We start from the raw sequence: 15,348 nt of genomic DNA on the forward strand, positions 1-15,348 counted from the left end.
AGTGCGTTGATATCACCTTGCATGATATGAATATCAGCGCGAATCCGAATATTACCTTGACGCAAATCCCGCATACCATCTTTCAGGTGTGCGACATCGACTTGCATTTTTTTAGGGACTTCGAATATCAGTTCCTGCGTCACTTCGACCATGGCGAATCCTTAAAAAGTCATCAATCAATCGCCACACTGTAATCTTCAATCACCGTATTCGCGAGGAGCTTTTCGCACATCGCCTTGAGGTTTGCTTCGGCCTTGGAGCGGTCTGTCGTGTCGAGTTCGACATCGAAAACCTTACCCTGGCGTACCGAACCAACGCCATCGAAACCAAGACTGCCCAGCGCACCGACGATTGCCTTGCCCTGCGGGTCAAGAACGCCATTCTTCAAGGTTACAGTGACACGTGCCTTCATCGACTGTCTTCTCCAAGCTTATTTGACTAGTACGGGCCCCGTCGGGCGCGTTGGTTCATTTTCATTCATGATGCCGAGGCGGCGTGCGACTTCCTGATAGGCCTCGATCAGCCCGCCCATATCACGGCGGAACCGGTCCTTGTCCATCTTTTCGGCGGTCTGGCTATCCCAGAGCCTGGCCGAATCCGGCGAGAATTCGTCGGCAAGGACAATGCGCATCAGATCGCCTTCATAGAGGCGGCCGCATTCGATCTTGAAATCGACGAGCTGGATGCCGACGCCGAGAAACAGGCCGCTGAGGAAGTCGTTGACGCGGATGGCCAGCGCCATGATGTCGTCGATCTCCTGCGGGGCTGCCCAGCCAAAGGCGGTGATGTGCTCTTCCGACACCATTGGGTCGTCGAGCTCGTCGTTCTTGTAATAGAACTCGATGATCGAGCGCGGCAGAACAGTGCCTTCCTCGATGCCGAGGCGCTTTGCCAGCGAGCCGGCGGCGATATTGCGAACGACCACCTGCAGCGGGATGATCTCGACTTCCTTGATCAGCTGCTCGCGCATGTTGAGGCGGCGGATGAAGTGCGTCGGAATCCCCATGCGGTTCAGCTGGCTGAAGACATATTCGGAAATGCGGTTGTTCAGAACGCCTTTGCCGTCGATGACTTGAGTCTTCTTGGGGTGCAGTACTGTTGTATCGTCTTTGAAGTGCTGGACGAGTGTGCCCGGTTCTGGTCCTTCATAAAGGATCTTGGCTTTGCCTTCGTAGACACGGCGGCGACGGTTCATTGCGGATTCTCTGGTATTGGAGTTATCGGTCGGCCCCGGATATGTGCAGTGCCGTCATGTTGGCGCGCTAACTATCTTAAATGCAAGCATTCTACAATCATCCTTTATGGAGGTCCCCGGTTTTGTGAGATATATGGGGTATATGGTGGTTCTACGACAATGTGACCAGGCACGGCTCAAGGTGTATAATTTGAGACTTTCGATTTTCTGGAGAACGGCTATATGAAACTGAACAACTTTAAACATTGGGAATTTGCCTGAAAAACGCCCAAGGTCCCAATGTAGATTAGCGTTGAAGTAACCGATCATTTTGCGGGAGCAAGAGAGGATGACAATGGAAGATCGCAAAAACGCCTTTGAAAACAAGTATGCGCATGACGCAGAAGTGCGTTTCAGGGCGGAAGCACGGCGGAACAAGCTTCTCGGCCTTTGGGCGGCGGAAAAGCTCGGCAAGACCGGCGAAGAGGCCGAGGCCTATGCGAAGGAAGTCATCAAGGCGGATTTCCAGGAAGCCGGCGATGATGATGTCTTCCGCAAGATCCGTGCCGACTTCGATGCGGCCGGCGTCGACAAGTCCGACCATCGTATCCGCCGCACCATGGAAGAGCTGATGATCGAGGCCATTCGCCAGGTCGAAGGCTCCTGATCCGCTGAAATTTCGATAAAGAGCCCGGCCATGGTGCCGGGCTTTTTATTTGCTGGTGCGAAGCTTCGCTTGACCCGCGCCCTTGAGGCTTCCCATAATCCCAAAAAACACCCGTTGAGGAATCATCATGTCGCTTGCATCGCGTTTGAGATCCGGCGAGACCGTCTATTCAGGCTGGTCGAGCCTCACAGATCCGCTGGTCATGGAGGCTCTCGCTCGAACACCCCTCGATGCGGTGCTTCTAGACATGCAGCACGGTGCACATGACACAGCGAGCGCCGTAGCGCTCACCGGCGTGCTGCGTGCTGCCGGCAAGCACACCCTCGTGCGCATTCCGGTCGGGCGCTTCGATATGGCGAGCCGTGCGCTGGATTTCGGTGCCGAAGGTGTCATTGCGCCAATGATCAACAGCGCCGAAGATGCAAGGCTTTTTGCAGCTGCGATGAAATACCCGCCCTTGGGGGAGCGTTCCTGGGGGCAGTTGCGTGGTCGTCCGGGCAGTTATGGCGCAGGAGGGTCTGGCGGCTACCTGCGTCAGGTCAACGAAGCGACGCTGTCCTTTGCCATGATCGAGACACGCGCCGCCTATGAGGCGCTGGACGATATTCTGGCGGTCGATGGCATAGACGGCGTCTTTGTCGGTCCTTCGGATTTCTCCATTGCCTGGAGCAATGGCGCCGAGGTTGATGCGGGTTCCGAAGCCATCATCGAGCCGCTGACGCAGATTGCTGTCAAGGCGAAGGCTGCCGGCAAGCTTTGCGGCATCTATGCCGCGACCCCCGCGCTGGCCAAGCGCTTTGCGGCGCTCGGCTACACCTATCTCCCGCTGGCAGTCGATACCGCGTACCTCACCCTCGGCGTGGAAAGCTTGCTGGATGCGTTGAAGGTGTAGTTGAAGGGATTTCCTGCCTTGTCACAGATCCCTCGGCAACGGGCGGGCATTCAAATCCTCCTCGGCGTCCTGGGATATGATTGCGTATCCCTGAGCGACCAGTTGCAGCTTCAATTCTTCGAAATGGCGCTTGAATCCCTTCTCGATCTGGCTTCGTGGATAGCGCCAGCCTTTCTCATATGCCTGCAGGAGGAGTTTCGAGTAAGCCTTGGCGCTGATGATCCTGACCATTTCTTCCGAGATTATTGGTTTGGGTTGGCTCGGCTCCTGGGACCAGCTCGGTGCCAACAACAGGGCCAGCAGACCCCCAGCTACCAACAGCTTCTTCATGGATGCCTCCCCTAGCGGCTGAACTGGGGCTGCGAAAGGCGGAGCCCGAGCCGATCGCTAATCCTACGGCCGGGAAGACACCGGCGGAATCGTGCAGATGCAGTGTCTTTAGTCATGCAAATGTAGTATTTTTAGGTTGTGCGATCGGAACTCGCCCGGGGGGAGAGATTGCAGTGCCTGGCCGTAATATGGATGCCGAGCAAAACACTGGTCTGTCGATCCGTGAAGAGCTGGTCGCAACCAAATTTGCGCAAGGAATGACCTACCGGGAAATCGGCGAAACGCTCTTCATATCCCCTGCTACCGTCCGGACGCATCTATCCGCCATTTATCAGAAGCTCGGTGTCCACAATAAGCTCGCACTTGCAAACCTGCTTGCTGTGGGACGAATGGAAGACACCGCTAAAAGTATTCCGAACGGCTTGACCCATAAAAATTCCGGGCCGCCAATCGTTGCGGTTTTGCCGTTTGACAATCTGGGGAGCGATGAACGCTTGGCGCATCTGGCGGAGTGCCTTTCGGCCGACATCATCGCTGATCTGGCACGTTATCCGGACCTTGCAGTAATTGCCCGCTTGACGATGCTCACCTTCAAGGGACGATGCGAAGATTTGCGGAGCATCGGACGGGAATTGAATGCCGACTATCTGCTCGAAGGTAGTCTGCAGGCCACGAGCCGGCAGGTGCGTATTTCGGTGCAGTTGGTTGACGCCTGTACCGGTGCAGATCTTTGGTCGGCACGCTACGAAAGGCCGGCCGCCGACATGTTCGCTATTCAGGATTCAGTCACCGAAAACATCATAAACGCGCTTGCTGGGTGTTGTGGCAAGCTGGCACATATCCAGCGGAACATCGTACGGCGAAAGCCTCCCGGGAGTCTTGGAGGCTATGATTATCACCTGCTCGGTGTCGAACAGCTGAATATGTACTCCCGCACCTCCAACGCAGAGGCGATACGCCTGCTGTCGCGCGCCATCGAGCTAGACCCTGCATTTGCGCGAGCATGGCTGGAACTGGGGTTCGCCTATGCGGTGCAGGGAAGCAACGGTTACGCCGATGATACGGCCATGTCGCTGGCAAATTTTAGTTGTTGTGCCAACAAATCCTTTGCGCTCGACCCTGGAGATGGCTTGGCACGCCAGGCCGCAGGTGATCTTCGAGCGTGCGATGGCGATTTTGACGGTGCGATCGAGGAAAATACCCTGGCGCTCGCGGCCGCACCGAATGATGGCGATACGCTGGCGCTCGTCGCCGGAAGCCGTGCACTTGCGGCGGGCGACCCTGAAGCGGGCTACCTCCTGATCAATCGTGCCCTTTGTATCAACGCCCTTGCGCCGTCCTGGTATTTCAGCATGCTGGGCCGCGTGACATTTGTCCTCGGACGCTACCGGGAGTGCATAGCCGCATTCCGCCGCGCACCGGATATGCCGTCGACACTGATGTTCCGTGCAATGGCGCACGCCCTGCTTGGCGAGGACGAAGACGCTGCGAAGCTGACCCGGCGCTTGGCAAGTGAATGCCCGAAGTACACAGCAGAGCACTTCATTGCCGGATATCCCGTCACCAATCCGCCCGCGATGGCCTCTATCCGGCACGGCGCGAAGCGAGCAAGGTTGGTCTGAACGCCGGTTCAGATGTGACGAGTGTTACAACCGCGACAGAAACTGCGCGAACACCATGGAGCCCTCCGGCCAGGGGCCATGGCCGCTCTCGGCATTGAGATGCCCGGATTCCCCTGCATCGATGATCATCGATCCCCATGAGGCGGCGAGATCGTCCGCCACGTCATAGCTGCAATAATGATCATTGCGGCTGGCGACGACGATCGACGGAAAGGGGAAAGGCTCAAGCGGGTAGGGCCCGAATGTCATCAGATGCTTCGGCCGGATCTTCGGGTTGGAAACATCCGGCGGCGTCACCAGGAATGCACCTTTGACCTTGCTGCCGATTTCCGGAATGGCGTGGATGAAGGTTGGCACGCCCAGCGAATGCGCAACGATAACGACGGGACGCGTCGCTGCATTGACGGATTTGACCACCTCGGCCACCCAGTCCTCTCGCACGGGCTTGGCCCATTCCGCCTGCTCGACACGGCGGGCGGTGGAGAGTTTTGACTCCCAGCGCGTTTGCCAGTGATCCGGGCCGGAATTGGTATAACCGGGAACAATGAGAATATCGGCGTCTTTGACTTTCATGCGTCCGTATTTAGGAAAAATGCGGCGGGATCGCAATATGGAGCGAATAACCAGTGAATGCTGACTGGTGATGCGGCCGATTATCTCTCCCCTTGCGGGAGAGAAATCCAAGTGAGGGGATTTGCTGATCCATCGGCTCAAGATGCCGAAATCGCTTTCTCTCCCGCAAGGGGAGAGATCGGCCTGGTTCGAGATTGCAGACTTCCTGAAGCCCGCTCTTCACTCCCGATTGCTCTCAATGCTAACCTCCCTCTGATTCCAATTCTGCGAGGAATGACGCAATCATGACGGTATTGGTTACTGGCAGTTCCGGCCATCTGGGCGAGGCGCTGGTGCGCACGTTGCGCGACAGGGGCGAGCAAGTTGCCGGGCTCGACATTATTGAAGGTCCGTTCACCACCCATGTCGGTTCGGTTGCTGACAGGGCATTTGTCAAGCACAGCATGCAGGGGGTGCGGAGGGTCTTCCACGCCGCAACCCTGCACAAGCCGCATGTTGCGACCCATGCGCGGCAGGATTTCGTCGATACGAATATCACCGGAACGCTCAATCTCCTCGAAACTGCAGCAGCAGCCTATGTGGAATCCTTCATCTATACCAGCACGACGAGCGTCTTTGGCGATGCGCTGGTACCGCCGGACGGCGCGCCAGCGGCGTGGATCACCGAGGATGTCCAGCCCATCCCGAAGAACATCTATGGAGTGACCAAGGCCGCTGCCGAAGAGTTATGCCAGCTGTTCCATAGAAACCATGGACTGGCGACCATGGTGTTGCGGACATCACGCTTCTTCCCGGAAAGGGACGACAACAAAACTGTCCGGGATGGCTTTGCCGATGAAAACATCAAACTGAACGAATTTCTCTACCGGCGGGTCGATATAGAGGACATTGTCAGCGCGCATCTGCTGGCTGCTGAAAAAGCGCCTCTCATCGGCTTCCGGCGTTATATTATCAGCGCTACCACGCCATTTTCACCGGAAGATCTGCCGCTCCTGCGAGCGAACGCTCCCAGCGCTGTCCGGCGTCACGTTCCCGAATATGAAGCAGAGTTCGAGCGGCGTGGCTGGACAATGCTCGACAGCATCGACCGCGTCTATGTCAATGAGCGGGCGCGGAACGAACTCGGCTTTAAGCCGTGCTATGATTTCCGGTTTCTGATCGAGCGTCTAAAGGCGGGTGAAGACATGCGTAGTCCACTCGCCCGGCGCATAGGCTCAAAGGGCTATCATGCCGAGAGCTTTTCAGAAGGACCATATCCCGTCGAGTAGGCCTCCCCTCCTGGTCGCCGGGAGAGGAGGCCTGGCGAACCCTAATGTCCCCACCAGGTCCGCAGTTCGTTCATGTTCCCTTGGAAAAATTCGCGATCGCACGTGCCGATGCCGTCGACCTTGTGGGGTTCGGGGCCGACACCGCCATCGGTATATTGCCATAGTTTGTAAGTATCCCAGGTTGCCGGGACCACCGGCGTAGGGCCGTATTGCGCCAGCCAGAACCAGCAATTGCGTAGCGTGCGGTCGACCGTGCTGCCGAGCGCCCGTTTGATTGTATGACCGCTGTAGAGGCCTGGCCAGCGGCCCAGCACTGCGTGGATGTGTGTGACGAAGGACCGCGCCTCTTCCAGCGTCATCGAGCTGCCGGTGGGATTGTCCTCGAAATCAAGCACGACAACCGTATTCTCGTCTGGATCGACGGTCCGCAGGAAATGCTCGGCCTGGGAGATGCCATTGGCGCCGGTGCCGAAATGATAGGCCCCGAACAGCAGACCGGAATCGAGCGCTGCTGTCCGGTTCCGTGCGAATGTCCGGTCGACATAGCCTTCGCCTTGCGTTGCTTTCTGGATTACGCCCGCGATGCCATCATCGCGCGCCTTGTCAAAGCGCAACCGGGTGCCGTTGTGATGCGAAATATCTATTACCGCATTCAGGTTCATGACCTATCCCCCTGATGATGTTGTCATCTGGTTTTTATCGCGCATGGGATATATATTCTGAAATAAAAATAATATTACAAATATATACTTGTGGACAGAGAATGACAATTGCCAAGAACAATTGTGTTCTTAATCATCAATAGTTAACCCGCTTTGGCTAATTCGCTGGAAGTATCTTTTTACAGAACATGTTTTGTCGATTGACGGTCGCCGTGGTCCGCAGCTTTCACGAAAGCATGGAGCAAAGCCTTACCGGTTCAGCGTCCTCATGGAGCGCTTCTCGAACCACGCAAAAACAGCGGCAGGCGAGGTGCGTTCAGCGGTAAACAATTCACCTGCATCGGTTCATTATTAGTGAACAAGCTGTTCGCTCGCGCCGGGCTTGTTTCCGGTGCGGATAAATCCGACCTTACGCTCAACGAAACTGATATGTTGCGAAGGGATGCGCATGAAGCTCACACGCCGGGATGTGGTTGGTGGTGCGGCGGCTCTGGTCGCAACAGCGGGAACTGCCCGCGCGGAGACAAAAATGGACAAGATTTCCTTTGCAGCGACGGCACCGACCCATGTGTCGAAGGTTGGCATCAAGGCCAAGGACGCCGAGACGCTGTCAAAATATTACCAGGACGTCGTTGGCCTGCGCGAGATTTCGCGCAAGGGGCAGTCGGTCATTCTTGGCGCGGGTGGAACGCCGCTGCTCGAGATCGAGCAAGCCTCGGCTGTTCGTGCCGACGATCCGCATAGCGCCGGTCTCTATCACACCGCATTTCTCCTGCCGGCACGCGCCGACCTCGCCCGCTGGGCGAGGCGGGCGATCGACAAGCGGACACCCATCGTCGGCGCCTCCGACCATCTTGTGAGCGAGGCGATCTATCTGACCGACCCGGAAGGCAATGGTATCGAGATTTATGCGGACCGTCCGCATGAGAACTGGAAATGGAACGGCTCGTCCGTGCAGATGGCCACCGAGGCGCTGGATGTTGGCAATCTGCTTGGCGAGCCAGGCAATGATGTTCCCTGGACCTCTGCGCCGGACGGCACGATGGTCGGCCACCTCCACCTGCGCGTCGGCAATGCCAAGGAAGCCGAGAACTGGTGGCAGAGCGAACTCGGGTTGCAGACCGTTGCCGGGTTCGGCGGCAGCGCCGTGTTCATGTCGACTGGTGGCTATCATCACCATGTCGCCGCCAATTCCTGGCAGAGCCGCGGCGCCGGTCGCCGCGACAATGACCGCTCGGGTCTGGCCTGGGCCGAGTTCAGTTCTGCCGATGCCAAGGACGAGCGCGAGATTGTCGATCCCTGGGGCAATGTGATCAGGATCGTGCCGGCAAAGGGTTAGTCGGGGCTTACGTTTAACATTCACACTCAACAGTTGGTGCCGGTTATCTCTCCCCTTGCGGGAGAGATAGGATTTTCTTGGCGTTGGCGGAGCCAATCCTTAGAAAATCCAAGAGAGGGGATTTGTTGGATAAGTTATCATTTATCCCCTCTCTTTTGATTTCTGGCCCTGAGCTTCGCTTCGCTCGCCAAGATGTCGAGATCGCCTTCTCCTCACAAGGGGGAGAGAAGTCTGCATCGAACCTTGGTGACAATCGCCAACAATAGGGCGCCGTACCCATCGTTACGGAAACTCGCTTCAACGCAACTCCAGCATGCAAAAATCCGGAAAAATTAATCGAACGCTCGTTCAATTAATTTCCGGATCGCGTCGTTGCTGCTGGCGCTTTCTGGTCGTTTTCACAAACGAAACCGCTATTCCGGCAGAAGCAACGCTCAATCTTGTGTCAATCTCAGACAAGATCACGCGATTCTTGCCAAGAACCCTCGAAAAATGGCACGGTTTTCTCAACCGTTGGCTTTAAATCAGTTGCTGCCAGTTGAGCCAAACACGCGCTTGAAGATCGTATCGACATGCTTGGTGTGGTAGCCGAGATCGAACTTTTCACGGATTGTTTCCTCCAGGAGGGCTGCCCGGACATCGGCGTCGGCGAGCAGTTCCTCGAGGAAATCCTTGCCGTGTTCCCAGACTTTCATCGCATTGCGCTGGACCAGACGGTATGAATCCTCGCGGGAAACGCCGGCCTGCGTCAGAGCCAGAAGCACGCGCTGCGAATGGATCAGCCCGCGGAACTTGTTCATGTTTTTCAACATGTTATCCGGGTACACCAGCAGCTTTTCGATGACGCCGACCATACGGGCCAGCGCGAAATCGAGGGTGATCGTCGCATCCGGGCCGATCATGCGCTCCACCGAAGAGTGCGAAATATCGCGTTCGTGCCAAAGCGCGACATTCTCCATTGCGGGCAGCGCAAAGGCGCGAACCATGCGGGCGAGGCCGGTCATGTTCTCGGTCAGCACCGGATTGCGCTTATGCGGCATGGCCGACGAGCCCTTCTGGCCGGGAGAGAAATACTCCTCCGCCTCCAGAACCTCGGTCCGCTGCAGGTGGCGGATCTCGACGGAGAGCCGCTCGATCGATGAGGCGATAACACCCAAGGTTGCGAAATACATGGCATGCCGATCGCGCGGGATAACCTGCGTCGAAACCGGTTCTGCCTGCATTCCCAATGCCTTGGCGACATGTTCTTCCACGCGCGGATCGATATTGGCGAAGGTGCCGACCGCGCCGGAAATGGCGCAGGTTGCAATCTCCGCGCGTGCGGCGACGAGGCGGTTTCGGCAACGCTCGAACTCGGCATAGGCCTGCGCCAGCTTGACGCCGAAGGTCGTCGGCTCGGCATGAATACCGTGGCTGCGGCCGATGGTGACTGTGTCCTTATGTTCAAAAGCCCGCTTCTTCAGCGCTGCCAAAAGCTTGTCGAGATCGGCGAGAAGGATGTCGCTGGCGCGCATCAGCTGCACGTTGAAGCAGGTGTCAAGCACATCGGAGGAGGTCATGCCCTGGTGCACGAAACGCGCATCGGGGCCGACAATCTCCGCCAAATGTGTAAGGAAAGCGATGACATCGTGCTTTGTCTCGCGCTCGATCTCGTCGATGCGGTCGATGTCGAAAGTGGCTGCCCCGCCCTTTTCCCAGATGGTTTTTGCCGCTTCCTTCGGAATCACGCCGAGCTCGGCGAGTGCGTCGCAGGCATGGGCTTCGATTTCGAACCAGATGCGGAATTTTGTTTCCGGGGACCAGATGGCGACCATTTCGGGCCGCGAATAGCGCGGGATCATATGTTTTCCTGTCGGCGATGGATTTATGGGCTTGAGCGCGGTCTAGCAGACCGGAGCCGATCACTCAACGCTACTCTTTGCAGATGCGGTGCTATTGGCGTTTGGTGACCGCCAGCCAGCGGTAATCCGGGCCTTCGAAACCCATGCCACGAACGGCGATCATGACTGCGATCACCGGCTTGCCAGCCTCGGGATAGTACGTCTGCACGGCGCCGATGCTGTAACCCTGAGGACAGCCGCGGCTCGTTGGAACAGACGTATCTTCATGGAGCAGTTCCGGTTTGGCATCTGCCTTGTCTTCAAGAGCGGTCAGGCGGAAGCCTTTGATTTCACCAGTATTTTGGCATGTTTCGCTCGCTGGCACCGCGATCTCTTCAAGCTGGATTATCAGTGCTGGATCGATGGCGGGAAAGACGGGGCGCGGATTTATCTTGACCTTGAACGGGTCAGCCGAGAGTTCCGTCACAGGATTGAAAGCGACCGTGGCACCAGCCGTCGCACGCAATTCCTCATCGGCCAGCGATGTCACTCCCTGTGCGTCCAGGCTCGCCTTGTTGCGGGCGTTCTCGATCGATGAATGCTCGTCGTCGAGCCTGACGCGCACCGGTGTCTTGGCGACAAACTTGTCGGTTGCTGTGTCGATATAGAACCGGTTGGCATAGGGAAAACCTGAACCGTCCTGCACGCCATATTCTTCGAACGCGAAAATCCCGCCATCCTTGGAAAAGCCAAGGATATCAAGTTTTGCCGCATCTCCCGCCTGTGCCGCCATCGGCCAGGAAGCTAGGAGCAGTGCGGCGAGCGCTTGGCGGAATCCCATCATGATCCTTTCATGCAAGAACTGCGGATCAGGTCGATATTTGCCCGATACGCTGCTTCCGATCCCCCCTTGTAGACCGCCGAGCCGGCAACCAGCGCATTGGCTCCCGCGGCTGTAGCCAGTGCTGCTGTCTCGGCAGTAATACCGCCGTCCACTTCGAGGTCAATCGGGCGACTACCGATCATCGCCTTGATTTTGCGTATCTTTTCTTGGGTCTCGGCGATGAATTTCTGGCCGCCGAAGCCGGGATTGACCGTCATGACGAGGACGAGATCCACATCGTTCAGAACATATTCGATGGCTGATTCCGGCGTGGCAGGATTGAGCGCAACACCGGCCTTCTTGCCGAGTGTGCGGATCGCCTGCAGCGAGCGATGCAGATGCGGCCCTGCTTCGGCGTGGATGGTGATGATGTCCGAACCAGCCTTGGCGAAAGCCTCAAGATAGGGATCGCAGGGCGAAATCATCAGATGTGTATCGAACACCGCATCGGTCAGCGGGCGGATTGCTTTCACCACCTCGGGACCGAAGGTGATATTGGGGACGAAGTGCCCGTCCATGACGTCGATATGGATCCAGTCGGCGCCCGCCTGCAAGACGGTGGTGACTTCCGAGCCAAGCTTGGAGAAATCCGAAGCAAGAATGGACGGGGCAATGACGAGCGGACGGCTCATGGAAGTATCTCCGGTGGAATATCGTGCGCGCCGGTTACCACGGGTGCCACGACGGCACAATCGAAACTGTCAGATGCGCGACCGCCAAACCGGGAAAGGATCATTGTCCGCTGGCGTCGCCGCGTGGACACCGCGAGCGATGGCGCGTGCCATGGTCGAAGCTGCGGCAGCGCAAAGGTCAATGAATTCAGCCATTTCGGGTGTCCGGCCACTGGTTCCCGTCGCGAGAGCGAACACCAGATCGCCATCGAAAGGGGTGTGCGATGGCCAGATCGCCCGGGCAAAGCCGTCATGGGCGGCAATGGCAAGGCGCTTTGCCTGTGCTTTCGTCAATATCAGATCGGTAGCAATCACAGCTATCGTGGTGTTCGCCTGAGGCACCGGATCATTGAACTTTGTTCTGATCTCGACAGCATCAGCAGGAAGCGGATGCGGTAAGCCAAGCCCGCCGAACTCATCGCCGATTTCGAACGGCGCAGCCCAAAAATGTGCACTCTTTGCGATCGTTACCGAACCCAACGCATTGACCGCCACGAGCGCGCCAATCGTCGTGCCGCCTTCCAGCAGCGACGAAGCGGAGCCGAGACCGCCCTTCAATCCGGTGACTGTCGCGCCGGTACCGGCGCCGATCGTTCCAAGCGCGAAATCGCGCGATGCGGACTGCACCGCGTCGTAACCCAGCTCGCGGTAAGGTGGATAGCGGCCCCAGTCCTTGTCGCCACCATTCAGCATGTCGAAGAGGATGGCAGCGGGAACAATGGGGATGCGCTGCGTGCCGACCTCAAAGCCGATGCCCTTTTCGCGCAAGGCAGCCTGGACACCCGACGCTGCATCGAGCCCGAAGGCTGATCCGCCCGATAGTACCAGCGCGTTGATCGCCTCGACCGTATTATGCGGGTCGAGCAGATCCGTTTCCCGGGTGCCTGGAGCGCCGCCGAGCACCTGGACTGCTGCAGTTGCGGGATTGTCGCAAAGGACAGCCGTGCACCCCGATTTAATCTGGCTGTCGGAAGCATTGCCAACACGCAGCCCCACGACATCGGTGATCAAGTTTTGCGATCCGGTTCTCATCGCCATCAATTGGTCTCCAGCACGAACTGGCTGCCGTCATATTTCTGCAGGCGATATGTGTCAGCGATACGCTCGCCTCTGGCATCGAATTGGACTGAACCCAGCGCCGTTTCAAAAACGTTCTTGTGGAGGAGCTCAGTCAGCGATCCAGCCTGCGATTGGGCGGCGGTCAGCACCTGAATTGCCGCTTCTGCCGCGGCAAACGCCGGCACAGTATAGCCTTCTGGCACTTTTCCAGCCAATTCGATCGAATTCTTGGCGTTGTGCGCGCTTTCCAGCGTTTGCGGCTCGCGCGGCGCGATCATCAAAGTGCCGACGGGCAGATCGCTGCCATTGCCCGGCGCGTTCAAAGCCTCGCCGCTGACGACGACCAGCGGATAGCTCAGTGCCAGCGCGCTTCGGCCGATGGCAGCCACATCATCCCGTTCGCCGCCAACGAACACCTGGGTAGCGCCGGCACGTTTCAGGCGCCCGACCAGCGCATTCTGGTTGTCGAGCCCTGGCCGATAGGTATCGGTAAAGACCGGTTTCAGACCTTTCTCCTCAAGGCGGGTACGTACACCGGTTGCAAGCTCGCGACCAAAAATCGTTCCGTCATCGATGATGGCAAAAGGTGTCGAATGCCAGAGTCCTGTGAGGATATCGCCAGTTTCGTTTGCCTCGTTGTGATCTGACGGTGCAACCCTGAAGACGGGGTAGGTCTGATCAGCCCGCAATTCGGTCAATGTCTGCGACCGCACGCCGGGCGTAATAACCGGAATTCCCTTCTGACTGAGGATCGGCAGTGCCGCTTCGAGCGATTCAGCGCAGAGAAAACCGACGACGATCATCACGTTCGCCTGAACCATTTGCTTTGCCGCAGCTGTGCCACCGGCTGCATCGCACTTGTCATCGGCGGTGATTATCGAGATTGGCTGGCCATTCTTGTTCGCAGCTACGGCAATCGTCGCGCCGTCGACCAATTGTGCACCAAGGCGCGCAAAGGAACCGGAAAGCGGCGCAATAACGCCAATCTTGTCTTCCGCATATGCGACACTGCAGGACAACAGGCAGAGGCCAAGCGTTGCGGTGCGTATCATGGAATTCATTGCGAAAATGCCGTTTCCTCTTGGACGGTAAGCCTTTACACGTTTTCGGTAACTGTTTCCTTCACTCTGTGCAATCGGGCTCTATATAAAAGGAAGTTATCGGAAAAAATAAAAGGAAGTTATCGGAAAAAATAATCTGCCCCTATGGCTGAGACACATGTTGCGATAGTGATGGTTCAGAAACGGAAATAGAATTGTGCTTATTGCCAAAGATCAGAAGATAGAGCCGCTCGCATTTCGCAATGCCATGAGCCATTTTGCCGAGGCGGTCCACATCCTCACCACGGATGGCCCGGCCGGCCGCCGCGGTGTGACAATTTCGGCGGTCTGTTCGGTTTCCGATAACCCCGCGACCATGCTCGTCTGCCTCAACCGCCAGCACGAATTCAACCATCTCTTCATCGAAAATCAGGTCTTTGCCCTGAACACGCTCTCAATCGGGCAGCAAGCGCTTTCCGAAGCATTTTCTGGCAAGGGGGAGCTTTCGCAGCAGGACCGGTTTGCGCTTGGACGTTGGCAAACGTTGCAAACCGGAGCGCCCGTGCTGATGGACGCGCTTGCAAGTTTTGATTGCCGCATCATCGCGACACATGAAGTAGCAACGCACTATGTGATCTACGGCAAGGTGACAGCGCTGAATATCGGCGATCCGGGCCGATCCTTGATCTACCTCAACCGCTCCTATCGCAGCGCAGGAGATTAGCACCGGAGACATCATGGCTGGAAAGTCCGTTCCGTCCCTGCCGCAATCGATCGACGATACGCTAGCCCTGCTTGAAGCGGGTGGTTATGTCGCCGATCGCGCGCTGGCGACAGTGCTGTTTCTGAGCCTGCGCATGAAGCGGCCGTTGTTTCTCGAAGGCGAGGCTGGCGTCGGCAAAACCGAGATCGCCAAGGTGCTTGCCACGATGCTGGACCGGCCATTGATCCGCCTGCAATGCTATGAAGGGCTCGACGTCTCGTCTGCCGTTTATGAGTGGAATTATGCAGCGCAGATGATCGAGATCCGGCTGGATGAGGCTAGCGGAAAGGTCGACAAGACGGCGATCGAACGTAATGTCTTCTCAGAAAAATTTCTTATCCGCAGACCTGTATTGCAGGCGCTATCAGGTGAACCTGGTAAAGCGCCGATCTTTCTGATCGATGAGCTTGACCGGACGGACGAGGCTTTCGAGGCGTTCCTGCTTGAAGTGCTGTCGGATTTCCAGGTCACGATACCGGAACTCGGAACCATCCATGCCGCCGAACCGCCGGTCGTTATCATCACGACGAACCGGACACGTGAAATTCACGATGCACTGAAACGGCGTTGCCTCTACCACTGGGT

General features: G+C 57.3%; 17 protein-coding genes. 7 read left to right on the top strand and 10 right to left on the bottom strand.

Annotation, left to right across the window (positions count from 1 at the left end; genetic code table 11):
* Nucleotides 1-172 precede the first annotated feature (172 nt).
* Nucleotides 173-412: a phosphoribosylformylglycinamidine synthase subunit PurS gene (gene purS, locus AAAC48_RS08220; protein WP_099998662.1), complete on the bottom strand. Its 240-nt coding sequence runs from the start codon at nucleotides 410-412 to the stop codon at nucleotides 173-175.
* 18 nt (nucleotides 413-430) lie between these two features.
* A complete protein-coding gene (gene purC / locus AAAC48_RS08225; RefSeq protein WP_340653718.1) occupies nucleotides 431-1,195 on the bottom strand; it encodes a phosphoribosylaminoimidazolesuccinocarboxamide synthase in 765 nt (254 codons plus the stop codon).
* Between the two features lie 328 nt (nucleotides 1,196-1,523).
* On the opposite strand from purC, the gene AAAC48_RS08230 reads away from it, so the two are divergent.
* Both AAAC48_RS08230 and AAAC48_RS08235 read left to right on the top strand, forming a co-directional pair.
* On the top strand, nucleotides 1,524-1,841 hold the full coding sequence (locus AAAC48_RS08230) for a DUF1476 domain-containing protein (RefSeq protein WP_340653719.1): 318 nt from the start codon (nucleotides 1,524-1,526) through the stop codon (nucleotides 1,839-1,841).
* 121 nt (nucleotides 1,842-1,962) lie between these two features.
* Complete coding sequence (locus tag AAAC48_RS08235; protein ID WP_340653731.1) at nucleotides 1,963-2,733, top strand: aldolase/citrate lyase family protein; 771 nt, start codon at nucleotides 1,963-1,965, stop codon at nucleotides 2,731-2,733.
* 21 nt (nucleotides 2,734-2,754) lie between these two features.
* Here the strand turns inward: AAAC48_RS08235 and AAAC48_RS08240 are convergent, their stop codons facing one another.
* Complete coding sequence (locus tag AAAC48_RS08240) at nucleotides 2,755-3,063, bottom strand: hypothetical protein (protein WP_340653720.1); 309 nt, start codon at nucleotides 3,061-3,063, stop codon at nucleotides 2,755-2,757.
* Nucleotides 3,064-3,236: 173 nt separating this feature from the next.
* Between AAAC48_RS08240 and AAAC48_RS08245 the strand changes: the two genes are divergently transcribed.
* Nucleotides 3,237-4,685: a LuxR C-terminal-related transcriptional regulator gene (locus tag AAAC48_RS08245; RefSeq protein ID WP_340653721.1), complete on the top strand. Its 1,449-nt coding sequence runs from the start codon at nucleotides 3,237-3,239 to the stop codon at nucleotides 4,683-4,685.
* A 24-nt stretch (nucleotides 4,686-4,709) separates the two neighbouring features.
* Here AAAC48_RS08245 and AAAC48_RS08250 read toward each other — a convergent pair whose 3' ends face one another.
* On the bottom strand, nucleotides 4,710-5,258 hold the full coding sequence (locus tag AAAC48_RS08250; RefSeq protein WP_340653722.1) for an alpha/beta hydrolase: 549 nt from the start codon (nucleotides 5,256-5,258) through the stop codon (nucleotides 4,710-4,712).
* A 284-nt stretch (nucleotides 5,259-5,542) separates the two neighbouring features.
* Here AAAC48_RS08250 and AAAC48_RS08255 point away from each other — a divergent pair, with 284 nt between their 5' ends.
* Nucleotides 5,543-6,526 carry an NAD(P)-dependent oxidoreductase gene (locus AAAC48_RS08255; protein WP_340653723.1) on the top strand — a complete coding sequence of 328 codons (984 nt, stop codon included), beginning with the start codon at nucleotides 5,543-5,545 and terminating at the stop codon, nucleotides 6,524-6,526.
* 41 nt (nucleotides 6,527-6,567) lie between these two features.
* Here the strand turns inward: AAAC48_RS08255 and AAAC48_RS08260 are convergent, their stop codons facing one another.
* Nucleotides 6,568-7,188, bottom strand: coding sequence for a glycoside hydrolase family 25 protein (locus AAAC48_RS08260; RefSeq protein ID WP_340653724.1), 621 nt, complete (start codon nucleotides 7,186-7,188; stop codon nucleotides 6,568-6,570).
* Nucleotides 7,189-7,717: 529 nt separating this feature from the next.
* Between AAAC48_RS08260 and AAAC48_RS08265 the strand changes: the two genes are divergently transcribed.
* Nucleotides 7,718-8,527, top strand: coding sequence for a VOC family protein (locus tag AAAC48_RS08265; protein ID WP_340653732.1), 810 nt, complete (start codon nucleotides 7,718-7,720; stop codon nucleotides 8,525-8,527).
* Between the two features lie 524 nt (nucleotides 8,528-9,051).
* Here AAAC48_RS08265 and purB read toward each other — a convergent pair.
* The 5 genes from purB to AAAC48_RS08290 form a co-directional block, all read right to left on the bottom strand.
* The gene (gene purB / locus AAAC48_RS08270; RefSeq protein ID WP_340653725.1) at nucleotides 9,052-10,368 is read right to left on the bottom strand and encodes an adenylosuccinate lyase; all 1,317 of its coding nucleotides are present in this window, start codon (nucleotides 10,366-10,368) and stop codon (nucleotides 9,052-9,054) included.
* Between the two features lie 91 nt (nucleotides 10,369-10,459).
* Entirely contained in the window at nucleotides 10,460-11,191 is a 732-nt protein-coding gene (locus AAAC48_RS08275) for a DUF2259 domain-containing protein (RefSeq protein ID WP_340653726.1), read from the bottom strand.
* Nucleotides 11,188-11,862, bottom strand: a complete 675-nt coding sequence (rpe, locus tag AAAC48_RS08280) for a ribulose-phosphate 3-epimerase (RefSeq protein WP_340653727.1) — start codon at nucleotides 11,860-11,862, stop codon at nucleotides 11,188-11,190. The genes AAAC48_RS08275 and rpe overlap by 4 nt, the downstream gene beginning before the upstream one ends.
* Before the next feature lie 69 nt (nucleotides 11,863-11,931).
* Nucleotides 11,932-12,939 (bottom strand): P1 family peptidase, encoded by a 1,008-nt coding sequence (locus AAAC48_RS08285; RefSeq protein ID WP_340653728.1) that lies wholly within the window; start codon nucleotides 12,937-12,939, stop codon nucleotides 11,932-11,934.
* Complete coding sequence (locus AAAC48_RS08290) at nucleotides 12,939-14,021, bottom strand: branched-chain amino acid ABC transporter substrate-binding protein (RefSeq protein ID WP_340653729.1); 1,083 nt, start codon at nucleotides 14,019-14,021, stop codon at nucleotides 12,939-12,941. The genes AAAC48_RS08285 and AAAC48_RS08290 overlap by 1 nt, the downstream gene beginning before the upstream one ends.
* Nucleotides 14,022-14,268: 247 nt before the next feature.
* Between AAAC48_RS08290 and AAAC48_RS08295 the strand changes: the two genes are divergently transcribed.
* Both AAAC48_RS08295 and AAAC48_RS08300 read left to right on the top strand, forming a co-directional pair.
* Entirely contained in the window at nucleotides 14,269-14,724 is a 456-nt protein-coding gene (locus tag AAAC48_RS08295; RefSeq protein ID WP_340653733.1) for a flavin reductase, read from the top strand.
* A gap of 13 nt (nucleotides 14,725-14,737) precedes the next feature.
* The coding region (locus AAAC48_RS08300) for a MoxR family ATPase (RefSeq protein ID WP_340653730.1) at nucleotides 14,738-15,348 on the top strand (611 nt) is incomplete at its 3' end.

The organism is Phyllobacterium sp., assembly GCF_037994405.1.
In the GTDB taxonomy this organism is placed as follows: domain Bacteria; phylum Pseudomonadota; class Alphaproteobacteria; order Rhizobiales; family Rhizobiaceae; genus Phyllobacterium.

Excerpts from the sequence above, each read along its gene's own strand:
- AAAC48_RS08255 (WP_340653723.1), top strand. The coding sequence starts at position 5,543 with ATGACGGTATTGGTTACTGGCAGTTCCGGCCATCTGGGCGAGGCGCTG.
- AAAC48_RS08240 (WP_340653720.1), bottom strand. The coding sequence starts at position 3,063 with ATGAAGAAGCTGTTGGTAGCTGGGGGTCTGCTGGCCCTGTTGTTGGCA.
- AAAC48_RS08275 (WP_340653726.1), bottom strand. The coding sequence starts at position 11,191 with ATGATGGGATTCCGCCAAGCGCTCGCCGCACTGCTCCTAGCTTCCTGG.
- AAAC48_RS08250 (WP_340653722.1), bottom strand. The coding sequence starts at position 5,258 with ATGAAAGTCAAAGACGCCGATATTCTCATTGTTCCCGGTTATACCAAT.
- AAAC48_RS08295 (WP_340653733.1), top strand. The coding sequence starts at position 14,269 with ATGAGCCATTTTGCCGAGGCGGTCCACATCCTCACCACGGATGGCCCG.
- AAAC48_RS08260 (WP_340653724.1), bottom strand. The coding sequence starts at position 7,188 with ATGAACCTGAATGCGGTAATAGATATTTCGCATCACAACGGCACCCGG.
- purB (WP_340653725.1), bottom strand. The coding sequence starts at position 10,368 with ATGATCCCGCGCTATTCGCGGCCCGAAATGGTCGCCATCTGGTCCCCG.
- AAAC48_RS08285 (WP_340653728.1), bottom strand. The coding sequence starts at position 12,939 with ATGGCGATGAGAACCGGATCGCAAAACTTGATCACCGATGTCGTGGGG.
- AAAC48_RS08290 (WP_340653729.1), bottom strand. The coding sequence starts at position 14,021 with ATGAATTCCATGATACGCACCGCAACGCTTGGCCTCTGCCTGTTGTCC.
- AAAC48_RS08265 (WP_340653732.1), top strand. The coding sequence starts at position 7,718 with ATGGACAAGATTTCCTTTGCAGCGACGGCACCGACCCATGTGTCGAAG.
- rpe (WP_340653727.1), bottom strand. The coding sequence starts at position 11,862 with ATGAGCCGTCCGCTCGTCATTGCCCCGTCCATTCTTGCTTCGGATTTC.
- purS (WP_099998662.1), bottom strand. The coding sequence starts at position 412 with ATGAAGGCACGTGTCACTGTAACCTTGAAGAATGGCGTTCTTGACCCG.
- purC (WP_340653718.1), bottom strand. The coding sequence starts at position 1,195 with ATGAACCGTCGCCGCCGTGTCTACGAAGGCAAAGCCAAGATCCTTTAT.
- AAAC48_RS08230 (WP_340653719.1), top strand. The coding sequence starts at position 1,524 with ATGACAATGGAAGATCGCAAAAACGCCTTTGAAAACAAGTATGCGCAT.